We start from the raw sequence: 13,566 nt of genomic DNA, 5'->3' as shown, positions 1-13,566 counted from the left end.
CCACCCCACGGCATGACCCCAGCCGATCCCCCACGCCCGGATGGAAAACGTGCGGCACCGACCCCGCACGCCGCCGTGTCCGCACCCGGTGCCGTACGCTTCCCGCTGGACGACCGACGACGGAACCCAGCCCTACGATCCGGAGCTGTTCGACACCGGCGCGAAATGATCAAGGCCCGGTGATCATGGTCGCCGCGCCAGCACGAACCTCTCGATCTCCATCGCGGACAGCTCACGTCCGGCCGGGCCGAAGTAGCGTTCGGCGTACTCCTTCGGCCCGACGTCCTCGATCTTGGTCCAGCCGTGCTCGCTCAGCAGCGGACCGACCTGGTCGGGATCCAGGCCGAACTTCCAGATCGGGTTCTTGACCACGAACTGCTGATGCAGTCGCTCGGCGCCGTGCAGATCCTTGCCCTCGACGAGATCGCGCAGGACGTAGGTGAAGATCAGCCGGCTGCCGGCAGCTGCCGACTCCAGCCCCTGCAGGGTCGCGCGGACGCCCGCCTCGGTGAGGTATTGGGTGACCGCCTCCCAGACGAACATCGTCGGCCGGGCCGAATCCCAGCCGACCGCGCGCAGCGTGGTGATGAGATCGTCATGATCGAAGTCGATCGGCACCTGGCGGAGCCGTTCGGGCACCCGGCCGTAGATCGCCTCCAGCGCCGCTCGCTTCGCGGCGATGTTCTCGGCCAGATCGATCTCGTAGGTGCCGATCCCGGCCGGTAACCCCAATCGACAGGCGAGAGTGTCCAGGCCGGCGCCCAGCACCACCAGTTGATCGATGCCGTCGGACAGTGCGGCGGCGACCTGATCGTCGGCGTAACGCTTCCGCCCGATCAGCCCACCCCAACTGCCGGGGACCGAGCGTTCGCTGGCCGACTGAAGCGCATGGCGGATCGGTCCGAAGCGACAGCAGCTCACGAAGGCACGCTGCGCTCGCGGCAGCATCTTGATCGCCAGGGCGTCGTCCAGCAGACGCTGCCGGGCGGGCACGTACTGCTCGACCGCCGAGATCACCATCGGACCCTGCGCGGTAGCGGCGACCGGCGACAACTTCGGCACCGTGTTCCTCCTCGACTCGATTCATTCACTCGGCCGACCCGCCGGTCGCCGATGCGTCAGGACCCCTCCTGCAAGGCGGCGACCTCGTCGGCCGTCGGCGGTTGAGCACCCTGCCGGGAGCAGACGATCGAGGCCGCGGCGGCACCACGCCGCAGCGACTCCGCCAGCCCGATACCGAGCCGGACGTGCCCGTCCAGGAAGCCGGCCATGAAGGTGTCGCCGGCGCCGACGGTGTCAACGACCGCGGTCGGATAGCCGGCCACCTCGGTCCAGCCGTCGCCGGTCAGCGCGCTTGCGCCGCCCTCCCCTCGGGTGATCACGATCATGGGCAGCTCGTAGCGGACATGCCACTGCTCGGCCACCCGACGCCAGCCCTCGGAGCCGAGAAATTCGACGTCCTCGTCGCTGGCCTTGACGATCCCCTTCCCGGCCAGGACCTGCAGCCAGGGTTCGATCCGGCGCCAATAGGCGTCGGGATCCGAGATCACCGAGGACCGCACGTTGATGTCGATCGAGATCGGCGCCGGCACCTCCCGGACCCAGTCCAGCAGCACCTCGCCGCCCGGCGGAACGACCAGCGCCAGCGACCCGAGATGCAGCCAGTCGGTGTCGGTCAGCTTGGGCAACTCGTCGCACTGCCAGTTGAAGTTCGCGGTCTGGTCGAAGTGGAAGGCGTAGCTCGCCTTGCCGTGCTCGTCCAGACTCACTACCGCCAACGAGGTGACCTGATCACTGGTGATCGCCAGATCGAGGTCGACGCCGGCCCCGATCATGTGACCGCGGAGCTGTCGGCCGAATTCGTCGGTGGAGACACGTCCCAGGAAGTGGCTGTCCACACCGAGCTTTGCCAGCGCAACCGCGGTGTTCATCGGTCCGCCGGCCGACAATGCCTGCCAGCCACTGGCGAACGTGTTGCCCGGGTCCCGCTCGTCGCGCACCAGATCGATCAAGGTCTCGCCGCACACCACGAACCTGCGCCCGGCCTCAGAGGTCATGGCGTCAATCTAACGACCCCGCCGCGGACGCGCCCCGTCCGCTGGCCGTCAGCACCGGGATCGCCGCCGAGCTCGCCGTCGCCTCTCGGCGCGGTTCGGTCGCCTCTCGGCGCGGTTCGGTCGCCTCTCGGCGCGGTCCAGTCGCCCGGCCGACTCGTCGCTCAACTCATCCAGCGCGGCAACCAGGCCAGGTCGTACGTTGCGCCAGAACCCGGGCGGAATGGCTCGGTCGTTGATGTCCTGCAACAGATCGGTCATCGAGTAGGAGGGGTCGATCCGGCGCATCCGCTCGATGCAACAGACCTGCAGCGTGCCCTGTCCGGCCACCCAGGCAGCCATCCCGAGCAGGCACAGCGGCGCACTGGCCAACGCCTCCTCGGACCGCGACACGACCTGCTGCCAGAGCTCGACGTGGAACGACGCCGTCTCCCGGGTGATCCTCGCCCACGCCTCGTCCCGGACCCACAGATCGACGACCAGGCAGGCCAGCCGAACCAGTTCCTCGTCGGTCAGCTGCACGGCCTGGCCGGCGGATCGGCGGCCGACGTAGTCGTCGACCAGCTCGCGGATGAGTCGGCGTCGGCACTGGACGTCCATCCGGCAGACCTCGTCAACCATGCGTTCGCCCACCTCGTCCAACACCGGCATCAGCGCCGGTGCCGGCCCGCGGACCAGTTCCTCGATCGCCGACCGGTCGCTCCCGGCGGTGAGCCCGGAGAAGACCGCCTCGGCAGCGAGCCGGTTGTCGTCGATCCGATACTCGGTCCCCTCGGGCGGGCAACACCCCTGGTCACAGATCCGCGACCACCATCGGTGGCCGTCGGCGTAGAGCGCCTCGATCACGCCGATCTCGGCGAGCGCGGTGATCGTCGGCAGCAGCAACCGGTCCGCTGCGGCCGGATCGGCGCTGTAGGCGACCAGCAGGACACCGTCGGCCCGGTTCACGCGAGCCAGTTCTTCGAACCGGTCGGCGATCGCGGCCGGGTCCTCGATCAGGTCGACTCGGACGCCGACGGCGATGGTGCGATCGGACACCACCGCCATCACCAATGATTCGGTGGGGTGATAACCGAGCAGATAGGGCAAGACCGCGAGCAGGTCGCCGGGATCCTCGGCGCGCAGCCGTACCGGTGCGGCATCGGTCGGCGAAATGGCTGGAAGAGAAGTCGTCATGCCTAGATATACCGCCGTCGACGACGAAGTGATCACCTCTGTCCACAGGGGCCCTCGCGGCCCGATCAGGCCTGTGCACAACCCGGGGCAGGACGCCGCGCACGGCACCGCTTGTCGCCAGGTAACTTGGGACGCGATGAGCTCCGAACCGACGGGACTGGGACCGCAACAACACGGTCCCGGATTTGAACGCCCCGATGCCGGCCGCCCGCCCGGCCCGCAATGGGGCGCGCCCGGCCCGCAGTGGGGCGCACCAGGTCAACGCCCGCCCGAACTCGGCGGCACCGGCCACGGCGGCGGACCAACCGGTCCGTGGCAGCCCACCGGCGATCGACCCTCACAGCCCCCACGCCCGCAGCCCGAGCGGCCGCCGAAGAACCGGCTGCCGGCGATCCTGACCGCGGCGGTGATCGCGCTGGTTGCGCTGATCGTCGTGATCGCCACCGTACGTGCCAATGTCGCCGACCGCGAGAACGCGACCGCCGGCGGCAACACCCCGACGCCGACCCCGTCGGCCGTCCCGAAGGACACCAAGGACTCGATCACGTTCAGCTCGACCGAGGGAAGCGGCCGGCTCACGGTCCGGTCGCACCGCTGGACCAGCAGTGCGACCGGTGACCCGATCTATGGCCACTACCTCCAACTCGAGGTGGAGATCAGCGCGACCGAGGGCCGGATCAGTTACGGCCCGCAGTACTTCCAGACCTTCGACAAGTCCAGCAACGTCTACCAGACCAGCGAAGCCGGTGCTCGTCCGCCGCTGCTGGCCACCGGCTACCTCCGGCCGGGACAGACGGTACGCGGCGGCATCGCCTTCGACATGCCGCGCGGCCCGGTCACCCTGCTGATGAGCAACTCGCTGCTGGAATCGGTGACCGCGATCCGCATCGCCGACTGATCCGGCTCGCCCGATGTCCGCCGCGGCGGCGCGATTGCGTAGGCTCTGCTGCGGCCGGGCTGGGGTGCCCGCCGAGCGAGGAGGAAGTCGATGGCGCATCAGGAGCAGCTGACCCGGCGCGGCTGGCAGGTCGTTCGGTTGAGCTCGGAAACGCTGGCGGTCGAGGTCGTACCGGAGCTGGGCGCCACCATCTGTTCAATCCGCCGTCTCGGCGACGATCTGGAGATCCTGCATCAGACACCCTGGGGTCTGCCACGCTACGGCGGGACCGGACTGAGCGGCACCGCCGAGGTGATCCGGCAGGACCTCAATCCCGGCGGCTGGCAGTCGATCTTTCCCAACGGCGGCGACACCGTGGTGGTCGACGGCGCCGATCAGGGCCAGGACGGCGAGGCCCGGGTCGCGTTGTTCGAACCGGACCAGGACCAGCAGCAGACCGACCTTGATCAAACCGACGAAGGCACCCTCCGGCTGCATGCTCGGATGCGGCGCAGCCCGATCGAGATGACCAAGATCATCAAGATGGACGGTGATCAGGTGTCCGTCACCGAGACCGTACGCAACGTCGGCGCGGACGAGCACGAGGTGATGTGGGGCAGCCAACTGCAGTTCGGCGCGCCGCTGATCGCACCCGAGGCCGAGGTCGACTGCGCGGCCGGTCTGGTCCACCCGGACGCCACCATCCTGTACGACGTCGACTACGACGACGTCACGGTCTGGCCGCGTACGCCCGGCGCATCCGGCATGATCAACTTGCGGACGATTCCCAAGCCTGGTTCGGAAAATCGGATGGCCTACTTGACCGAATTCACCGCCGGCGTAGCGACCATCACCAACTCGACGCTCGACTGCCGGGTCGAGCTGACCTGGGACCAGATCAGTCTGCCGCACCTGTGGTATCAGCTCGAAGCCGGCGACACCGAAGATCATCCGTGGTTCGGCACCGGCTATTACCTGGCGCTGACGCCCAACAGCAGCTGGCCCGCGCACGGGCTGCACGACGCCCGCCGGATCGCGTCCAGCACCCTCACCCTGGCCAGCGGCGAGGAGCGCAGCACCACCGTCTCGCTGAAGATCTGCACCGTGAACTGAGCCGTACCGGGACCGGTCAGCCGATCGCCCGGCCGAGCAGGAATCCCAACAGGGCAAGGACAACGGCCGGGATCAGGGTGCCGAGGGCGAAGCCGACGGCGCCGGCGTAGCGGCGTTCCTGCAGCAGCCGCAGGGTCTCCACCGAGGCCGTACTGAAGGTGGTGTAGCCGCCGAGGAAGCCGGTGCCGGCGATCGTGGACAACTCACCGGGCAGCCCGCCGGCGACCAGCCCGGTCAGGAAGCCGAGCAGCAGCGATCCACTGAGATTGATGATCATGGTCCCGCCGGGGAAGCTGCCACCGATCCGGTGCCGCAGCACACCGTCGAGCAGGAATCGGCTGACCGCTCCGAGACCGCCGCAGAGCGCCAGCAGCAGCACATTGATGATCATGAAGCGCTCCCCCGCTTGATCGGACGGCGCCCGCCGCGGTGCAGGACGGTGGCCAGCCAGACGCCGACACCGGCGGCCAGCAGCCCCAGCAGCACACTGCCGATGCCGTATCCCGCGGCGAGCAGCCACTGCCCCTGCTGCAGATAGCTCTGCACGTCAGTGGCGAAGGTGCTGTAGGTGGTGAATCCGCCGAGCACCCCGGTGCCCAGCAGCAGCCGCACCATCCGCCGGCGACCGACATCCGGTCCTCGGCAGGCCAACGCCTCCAGCAGCAGTCCCAGCAGTAGGCTGCCGATCACGTTGATGATCATGGTAGCGGCCGGCTGGGACAGCCACGGCGCGCTCAACTGCGTTGTCAGGAAGCGGGCCGACGTGCCGACGGCACCACCGATGCCGACGACGATCAGGTAGCGCACCTGCTGATGCGGTGGCTTGGCTGCCTGCGCCCGGGCGGACCGCGCTGCGGCGGACGGCTGAGTTGTCATGAACACTCCCGGACCCACGAGTACGCCACGGCGTCATCACGTCGCGACACGCTGAACTGGTCAGGAGCCATCAGCGTCGTCGCGGTTCGGGTCGAGCCCTGGCGGGGTCCATCGCCGCCGCGATCTTATCGCAGGACGGTAAGAACGTCGGACGGGATGCGTGTGACCCGCGCAACACGCGGGGTGAATCGCATCCCGTCCGACGTTCTACTCGCCTCCGAGGCGTTACTCGAGTCCGAGCCGGTCGATCACCAGTTCGGGTTCGCCGGGCCGTCGCCGAAGTCGGGCACCGGCAGCCGAGCCCCGCCCTGCTTCGCGGACTCGTGCGCAACCACACCCGGCAGCGTGAACCGTGCCGCCTTCCACGCGCTCACCGGCGGCTGAGTCTTGGTCGTCACCGCCCGGACGAAGTCATCGGCCAGGAAGTGATGCGACCCCTCGTGCCCGTTGTGCGCGCCGTCGAATTCCTTCGGCAGCCGACTGCGGTCCTGCACCTTCGCCGTACCCGAGGCGAAGCTCTGCAGCAACGCCGGATCGATGTCGCCGAAGTCGGTCGGAACCTGATGCCCGTGGGTGTAGAACAGGTCGCTGATGTCCAGCGTCTCGCCCTTGGCGTAGTCCTCACCCTCGGTCTTGACGCTGTACGTGGCCCCCTGCCCGGACTGCTCCATCACCGCATCCGTGCCGTAGAACCGGAACCGCGACTCGTGGCCCTTCCAGTAGCCCACCCGGCGGAACTCGTTGGTCCGCATGGTGCCGCCGTCGGCCAGCTCGAACAGAGCGGTCATGTTGGAGAATTCGTTGCCCCACAAGGAAACGTCCGCATCAAATACACCATCACCGCGATCATCACGGATCCCGATACAACTCACACTGGTGGCGTACGACGGCACCGCACCGAGCACGCCACCGACGGCGTGGGTCGGATACAGCATCGGCGGGTAGCTGGCCGTCTTCTTCCAGTCCTCGCCACCGCTGTACTTGTAGGCGTTGTAGAAGCCGTTGTCCATGTCGTGGACGTAATCGCCCTCGGAGTAGAACACCCGGCCCAGCTCGCCCTTGGCGATCGTGGACCGCGCCCACACCACCGCAGGGTTGTAGTAGCTAGTCTCGCCCATCATGTAGATCAGGCCGGTCTGGCGCACCTTCTGCACGATTGCCTTGATCTCGTCCACACTGATCGCCATCGGCACCGCCGAATAGACGTTCTTACCGGCCTCCAGCGCCTGCAAGACCAACGGCCCGTGCGTCCACCGCTGAGTCATGATCGCCACCGAATCCACGTCCGAGGCGAGCACCTCCTCGAACGAGTCGAACGTGCCGGCCAGGCCGTACTTCTCCTCATGCTCCTTCGCCCGCTCCGGAACAACGTCGCAGGCATACACCGCCTCAACATCGGGATGCAGCTGCCACAAGGCGATGAAACTGCGCGCAAACTGCCCGGTACCGATCACACCGATCTTCATGCCGATCATCCTTTCAGCACCCTCGGGTGGGACGACAACCGCCGTCCCACCCGACGGACGCGCCTCACAGTTGGACGGCGGCTCCACTACGCACGGATTCGTAGGCCGCCTGGACGATCCTGACCGTCCGCAGCCCGGATCGGCCGTCCGGCTGCGGCGGCCGGTGCTCGGCCACCGAGTCGAGGAATTCGGCGATCATCGCCGCGTCCGCGTCCACCCCGTACGGGAACCAGAGCCCGTTCTTGGCGGTCTCGGAGTGGCCGTCGACCCGGGCGTTGAAGGCGTCCATGTCCGCAATGCCACGGTCTCCGGTCAGCTGCAGCGTCAGCCCACCCCAGGTCGGGTACGAGTCCGGCTTGGACCAACTGCAGTCGATGCTGGCGACCACGCCGTTCGCATACTCGATCGAGACCAGCCCGGCGGTCTCCACCGCGACCTCGTCCGAATGCAGGATCTTGTTGCTGGTCGCGTAAACACTGCGGGCCGGGGATCCGCCGAACAGGCTGTCCAGCAGGTCGGCCACGTGCACGGTGTGATCGGTGATCGACCCGCCGCCGGCCAGTTCCGGGTCGACGAACCACTGCCGAACGTGCATCGGCAACTGGCCGTTGTTGGTGCCCAGCACCGACTTGACCTCGCCGAGGACTCCGGCGTCGTAGTTGGCCTTCAGTTCGGCGAAGGCGGTGGAGAAGCGGACCGGGTGGGCGATCATCAGATTGACGCCCGCCTGTTCGCAGGCCGCGACCATCGCCTCCGCGTCGGCGACCGAGGTCGCCAGCGGCTTCTCGCAGAGCACGTGCGCACCGTGCGCCGCGGCCTGTTCGACCAGCGCCCGGTGTCCGGCGTTCTCCGAGCAGACCACCACCGCATCGGGTCCCCACTGCCAGACGGCGTCGTAGTCGTCGAGGTAGCGGACGCCGAGTCCGGCGGCCAGCTCGGGACCGCCGGACTCACCGGCCGGGCGTTGGTCATGATCAGGATCGGTCGCAACCAGTTCGATCTCGGAACGCCCGGAAAGTGCGGACAGGTAGGACATCGCGTGCAGGTGTGCGAAGGACAGCACGGCGATCTTCATCGGCTCACTCATGCCAGGGCTCCTGCCTGCTCGTTCGTCGCGACGTCGACCGGTTCTCCGGTCTGCAGCGAAGCAATGGCTGCTTCGGCGATCAAGATCGCGGCGTAGCCGTCCTCGGCGGTGACCCGCGGGCTCGGGCCGCCGGTGAAGGCAGCCGCGATCTCGGCGATCTCGGTGGCGAACGGGCTGACCCCGTGCACCGCCGGCAGCAGTCCGGTGCCCTCCTCGTCGGCCTTGGCCTGTCCAAGATCCACAACGACCGGGCGGTACTGGGTCGAGTCGTGCCGCAGGATCCCTGCTGTGCCGGCGATCTCGAAGGTGGTGCGGAAGGTGGTGCCCGGCCGGGCCCAGGTGCCGCCGACGTAGGAGATCGCGCCGCTGTCGTGGGTCAAGATCACTTGTGCGTTGATCACCGCGTCCTTGCCCTCGCCGACCCGGGACTTGCGCGCGAACGCGGTACGCACCTCGCCGGCGTTCCAGCGGGCGAAGTCAAGATCATGAATCATCTGATCCAGGATGATGCCGCCGGACTGTTCCTCGTCGTGGAACCAGTCCTTCTCCGGCCGTGATCCGCTGCGGGTGAACCGCTGGACGGCGATGGTGCCGATGGTCCCGGCCGCGACCTGGCGGTGCATGGCCTCGTACTCACTGAAGAACCGGACGACATGGCCGGGATAGAGCTGTACGCCGGCATCCGCGCAGGCGTCGATGGCCGCCCGAGCATCGGCCGAGGTACGCGCCAGCGGCTTCTCGCTGAACACGTGTTTGCCCGCTGCCGCGGCCAGCTCGATGTATTCGCGGTGGTACGGGGTGGGCGTGCAGATGTCCACCACGTCGACCCGGGCGAGCAGTTCGTCCGCCGAGTCGGCGACGACCCCGCCGTGACCGGCCGCCAGTTGCGGCGCTCCTTCCCAGGAATAGTGCGCGACCTGGGCGCCGAGCGCGAGCCAGGCCGGCAGATGGGCACCGGCAATGCCGCCGGCGCCGATCATGCCGACCCGCAGCGGTGAGGTAGCGGGCGGCACCGACGGTGCCGACCGAACCGGTTGATTCACGATTTCTCCTTCTGTTCCAGCGTTTTCACCATGAGGGCTTCGGGTTTTTTGCTGTCCGTCGATCACGGCGTTGATCAGGGGATCGGCGGCCGCGGCGATCAGCTGGGCCCGGCGGATGCCACCGAGCGCGACCGCGGTGTCGCCGAGCTGTGAGGACACCAGCGCCATCGGCTGCCGGTCCGTGTCCGGCTCGACCTGAGCATCCAGTTGATCATGGAGCCCGCTGATGATCTGCTCACCGGCGCCGGACAGCCCGCCGCCGATCACCACGATCTCCGGGTCCAGAACCGTGACCAGGAAGCGAATGCCGCGGGCGAGTTCGGCGCAGAAGCGCTCGACCCGCTGCCGGCTGTCAGGGTCGCCGGCGCGGGCGGCGGCGAAGACCTGGGCGAGGTTGGCACTGTCGGCGCCCGGATCGCCGAGCAGCACCTCGGGAGTGTCGAAGAACAACTCGGGCACCGAACCGATCTCGCCGGCTTCGCCGTGTCGGCCGGTCAGCACCTCGGAGTTGATCATGATCGCCGCCCGGGTCCGCCGGCCGGCAAGGATGTAGATGACGTCGGTGCAACGCTGCGCCGCACCACGCCATTGCTCGGCGAGCACGGCCAGGTTGGCGTCGTTGGCCACGGCCACCGGCACCGAAGCCCAGTTGGCGATCAACGGTCGGAGGTCGAAGCCGCTCCACTGTGGGACCACCACGGAGCGGGTGATCCTGCCGGCCGCGTCCACCACACCGGGCACACCGACCGCGATCGCCCGAAGTCGATCAAGGCCGATCCCAAGCTCTGCGGTGGCCGCGGAGAGCGTGTGCTGAAGCAACGCGAGCAGCCCTGCGCCGTCGATGCTGGCCGGCACCTCGACCCGACGTGACACGCGGACAACGCCGGCCAGATCCATGATCATCACCAGGATCTTGTGCCGGCCGACGTCGATTCCGGCGACGTAGCCGGCGTCGGCGTTGATCACGAAGTTGCGGGCCGGCCGCCCCGCGCCCGACCGACGGCGTACCGGGGTGCCGGCGGCTGGTCGCGCGGACTCGATCAATGGTCGCTCTCCGGTCGAGGAAATCGCCGTCCCGGCCGACGATCCCGGATCCTGCTGCCGGATCATGCCGCCGGCCAGCAGGTCGGAGATGATCGCGTCCAGGGTCGGCCGAGACAATCCGACCGAACCGCGCAGCTCGGTGACGCTGGCCTGCCCACCGGCCGCGAGCGTGCGTAACACCGCGGCCGTGTTGGCCTGGCGCTGAAGGTCCTGGGACATCGCGAAATACGCTAAGGCCATTTACAGAATTAGGCAAGGGGGTCGCCTGGAAGACTCGGCAGTCGGTCCGGAGACATCCGCCACCGCAGGTCAGCAGCAAGAGGAGACATGACGACCGACCGGCAACTCCGCTTCCGGGACAAGGTGTACGAGCCCGGCAGCCAACTCGTGATGGCGATCGTGAACCGGACCACGGACTCGTTCTACGACCACGGCGCCACCTGGTCCACCGACCGGGCGCTGCACCGAGTGGACGAGGCGATCAGCCAGGGCGCCGACATCCTCGACATCGGTGGCGTCAAGGCCGGTCCCGGTGAGGCCGTCGACGCCGAGGAGGAGATCCGCCGCACGATCGACTTCATCGACGTCGTCCGCCGCCGACATCCGGACGTGGTGATCAGCATCGACACCTGGCGGGCCGCGGTGGCCGCGCGGGCACTGGAGGCGGGCGCGGATCTGATCAACGACGCCTGGGGCGGATTCGATCAGGACCTGGCCGGGGTTGCGGCGGACTACGACGCCGCGATCGTCTGCACCCACACCGGCGGCCTGCGTCCTCGCACCGGACCGGTCCGGGCCGAGTACGACGACGTGGTCGCCGACGCGATCAAGATCATCACCGGGCTGGCCGAGCGCGCTCGGGCGGCCGGCGTCGCGGAGGATTCGATCATCATCGACCCGGCCCACGACTTCGGCAAGAACACCTGGCATTCGTTGGAGATCACCCGCCGGCTGGATGAGCTGGCCGACACCGGCTGGCCGGTCTTGGTTTCCGTGTCCAACAAGGACTTTCTCGGTGAGACGCTCGACCTTCCGGTTGCCCGGCGGGTCCCGGCGACGTTGGCGGCGACAGCGATCTGCGCCTGGCAGGGCGCACGCATCCATCGGGTGCACCAGGTGGCCGAGGCACGTCAGGTCGTTGACCTGGTGGTCGCGATCCGTGGCGATCGTGATCCGCTGCGCACCGTCAGGGGCCTGGTGTGACCCGCTTCGTGAACCTCCCCGGTGCGCCCGTCCTGTTGCCTCGGGTCGCCGGTTCGTCCGATCCGGCCGCGGAGCTCCGAGCTGCCGCACGGGAAGCGATCGCGGCGATTCTGCCCGACCGCGGACGAGTGATCGTCACGGCCGGTGGCATCCGGACTCGAACCTGGGACGTCGCAACCCCGTACGACCTGGGCCGGCTGCTCGGCCGGTCTCGCGTCGAGCGGGATCGGACCACGAGTTCGATCGGCGATTCGCTGCCGCTGCCTCTCGCGGTGGCTCGCGCGTTGCTCGGCGTTGATCGTGATCGGCTCACGTTGATCACGGTCGCCGACGATTCGGCGCCCCCGTTCGCCGAGCTGCTCGATGATCTTGGACGTGACGATCTTGGTGACGATGACCTTGTGGTGACCGTGGCCGACGGCAGCGCCCTGGGCAAGGCCGGCGGCCCGGACGTCGTCCACCCCCGGGCCGACGAATTCGATCGAGCACTGACCGAGGCCTGGCTCTCCGGCCAGCCAGGACGACTGACCGCGCTGGACTCCGGCCTGGCGGCCGAGGTGCTGTCCAACGGTACGGCGGTATGGCGACTGGCGGCCGGAATCGCCGCGCAGCAACGAGGATCGACCCCGTACCGGAGCCGGATCAGCTTCGCCGATGCCCCGTTCGGCGTCTACTACCTGATCGCGTCCTGGAGCTGACCGACGCTCAACGCCGAATGATCACCGGATGATGATCTTCGCCACCACCGGAAGGTGATCGGAGGCCACCGGGTCGGTGTGAGCGACGGAGCTGCGAATCGCCTGCACGCGACCGGTGCTGAAGATCATGTCGATCCGCTTCGCGGGCGCCTCGGAAGGATAGCTGGACGAGTCACCCCGACCGGCGGCCGACCAGGTGTCGTCGAGGTCCGCGGCCAGGGTCTTGATCTCCGGTGCCGTCGGCTCAGCGTTCAGGTCACCGACCAGGATGCCCGGCTGATCATGGTCGACCAGCTCGACGATCTGCTGAGCTTGCTGCAGTCGATCGGTCTGCGAGCTGGCCGCCAGATGCGTGTCGTAGAAGTGGAACGTCTTGCCGCGGACGTCGATGGTGGCCTGCAGCAGGCCGCGCTGTTCCTGATCAGGCGAACGGAACAAATGCGTGTTCTGCCAGGCGGTGATCGGGTAGCGGGACAGGATCGCGGTGCCGTACTGGATCCTCGGCTTGCCTTCCGCCGGCGGGGCTTCGTCAATGTTCGCGCCGAACACGACGTGATAGCCGAGCAGCTTGGCCAGTTCGGCGGGCTGGTCGGCCCAGTCACTGCGTTCGGAGTAGTGCCGATCGACTTCTTGCAGGCCGACCACGTCCGCGCGGTTGGCCTTGATCACGTCGGCGATTCGCGGCAGCGACAGCACCTCGTCGGTGCCCGCCGCGTGGTGGATGTTGAACGTCATCACGGTCAGCGGCCGAGCCCCGGGAGCGGCCTGCGCCGGAACGGCCGTAAGAGTCCCGGCCAGCATGGACAGGGCTACCGCACCGATGGCGGCGAACAGAGACTTGCGCATCCTTGACAACACCTCGTCGGGTCAGGAGTTGATCTTGAGCGTACAGGCCGGCTCCCGGTCGAAGCCGACGATCTCGACCCGGC

The 13,566-nt window shown here is 68.1% G+C and carries 13 protein-coding genes; 4 read left to right on the top strand and 9 right to left on the bottom strand.

All coding sequences use genetic code 11. From position 1 onward, the window contains the following. Nucleotides 1–183: 183 nt before the first annotated feature. From FOE78_RS09465 to FOE78_RS09455, 3 genes are read right to left on the bottom strand one after another with little or no spacing between them, the layout of a single operon-like run. Entirely contained in the window at nucleotides 184–1,062 is an 879-nt protein-coding gene (locus FOE78_RS09465; RefSeq protein ID WP_143986062.1) for a class I SAM-dependent methyltransferase, read from the bottom strand. A 56-nt stretch (nucleotides 1,063–1,118) separates the two neighbouring features. Beyond that, nucleotides 1,119–2,057 (bottom strand): carbohydrate kinase family protein, encoded by a 939-nt coding sequence (locus tag FOE78_RS09460; protein WP_143986061.1) that lies wholly within the window; start codon nucleotides 2,055–2,057, stop codon nucleotides 1,119–1,121. Between the two features lie 48 nt (nucleotides 2,058–2,105). Next, on the bottom strand, nucleotides 2,106–3,230 hold the full coding sequence (locus FOE78_RS09455) for a DUF4192 domain-containing protein (protein ID WP_143986060.1): 1,125 nt from the start codon (nucleotides 3,228–3,230) through the stop codon (nucleotides 2,106–2,108). Between the two features lie 136 nt (nucleotides 3,231–3,366). Between FOE78_RS09455 and FOE78_RS09450 the strand changes: the two genes are divergently transcribed. Both FOE78_RS09450 and FOE78_RS09445 read left to right on the top strand, forming a co-directional pair. Continuing rightward, nucleotides 3,367–4,128: a DUF4352 domain-containing protein gene (locus tag FOE78_RS09450; protein WP_143986059.1), complete on the top strand. Its 762-nt coding sequence runs from the start codon at nucleotides 3,367–3,369 to the stop codon at nucleotides 4,126–4,128. 90 nt (nucleotides 4,129–4,218) lie between these two features. Further along, complete coding sequence (locus FOE78_RS09445; protein WP_143986058.1) at nucleotides 4,219–5,220, top strand: aldose epimerase family protein; 1,002 nt, start codon at nucleotides 4,219–4,221, stop codon at nucleotides 5,218–5,220. A 16-nt stretch (nucleotides 5,221–5,236) separates the two neighbouring features. Here FOE78_RS09445 and FOE78_RS09440 read toward each other — a convergent pair whose 3' ends face one another. The 5 genes from FOE78_RS09440 to FOE78_RS09420 form a co-directional block, all read right to left on the bottom strand. Further along, nucleotides 5,237–5,611 carry a fluoride efflux transporter FluC gene (locus FOE78_RS09440; RefSeq protein ID WP_143986057.1) on the bottom strand — a complete coding sequence of 125 codons (375 nt, stop codon included), beginning with the start codon at nucleotides 5,609–5,611 and terminating at the stop codon, nucleotides 5,237–5,239. Continuing rightward, complete coding sequence (locus tag FOE78_RS09435; protein WP_143986056.1) at nucleotides 5,608–6,096, bottom strand: fluoride efflux transporter FluC; 489 nt, start codon at nucleotides 6,094–6,096, stop codon at nucleotides 5,608–5,610. The genes FOE78_RS09440 and FOE78_RS09435 overlap by 4 nt, the downstream gene beginning before the upstream one ends. Nucleotides 6,097–6,344: 248 nt before the next feature. After that, complete coding sequence (locus FOE78_RS09430; protein WP_210414902.1) at nucleotides 6,345–7,562, bottom strand: Gfo/Idh/MocA family protein; 1,218 nt, start codon at nucleotides 7,560–7,562, stop codon at nucleotides 6,345–6,347. 64 nt (nucleotides 7,563–7,626) lie between these two features. Then, entirely contained in the window at nucleotides 7,627–8,649 is a 1,023-nt protein-coding gene (locus FOE78_RS09425; RefSeq protein WP_143986055.1) for a Gfo/Idh/MocA family protein, read from the bottom strand. After that, on the bottom strand, nucleotides 8,646–10,955 hold the full coding sequence (locus tag FOE78_RS09420; RefSeq protein ID WP_168207446.1) for an ROK family protein: 2,310 nt from the start codon (nucleotides 10,953–10,955) through the stop codon (nucleotides 8,646–8,648). The genes FOE78_RS09425 and FOE78_RS09420 overlap by 4 nt, the downstream gene beginning before the upstream one ends. 108 nt (nucleotides 10,956–11,063) lie before the next feature. On the opposite strand from FOE78_RS09420, the gene folP reads away from it, so the two are divergent. After that, nucleotides 11,064–11,939, top strand: a complete 876-nt coding sequence (gene folP, locus FOE78_RS09415; RefSeq protein WP_143986053.1) for a dihydropteroate synthase — start codon at nucleotides 11,064–11,066, stop codon at nucleotides 11,937–11,939. Beyond that, nucleotides 11,936–12,637, top strand: coding sequence for a class III extradiol ring-cleavage dioxygenase family protein (locus FOE78_RS09410; protein ID WP_143986052.1), 702 nt, complete (start codon nucleotides 11,936–11,938; stop codon nucleotides 12,635–12,637). Before folP ends, FOE78_RS09410 begins: the two co-directional genes overlap by 4 nt. A 21-nt stretch (nucleotides 12,638–12,658) precedes the next feature. Here FOE78_RS09410 and FOE78_RS09405 read toward each other — a convergent pair whose 3' ends face one another. Then, nucleotides 12,659–13,483, bottom strand: coding sequence for an endonuclease/exonuclease/phosphatase family protein (locus tag FOE78_RS09405; protein ID WP_143986051.1), 825 nt, complete (start codon nucleotides 13,481–13,483; stop codon nucleotides 12,659–12,661). Nucleotides 13,484–13,566 lie beyond the last annotated feature (83 nt).

It is taken from the genome of Microlunatus elymi (assembly GCF_007362775.1).
Taxonomy (GTDB): Bacteria; Actinomycetota; Actinomycetes; order Propionibacteriales; family Propionibacteriaceae; genus Microlunatus; species Microlunatus elymi.
This window is presented reverse-complemented; position numbering and strand designations above follow the sequence as displayed.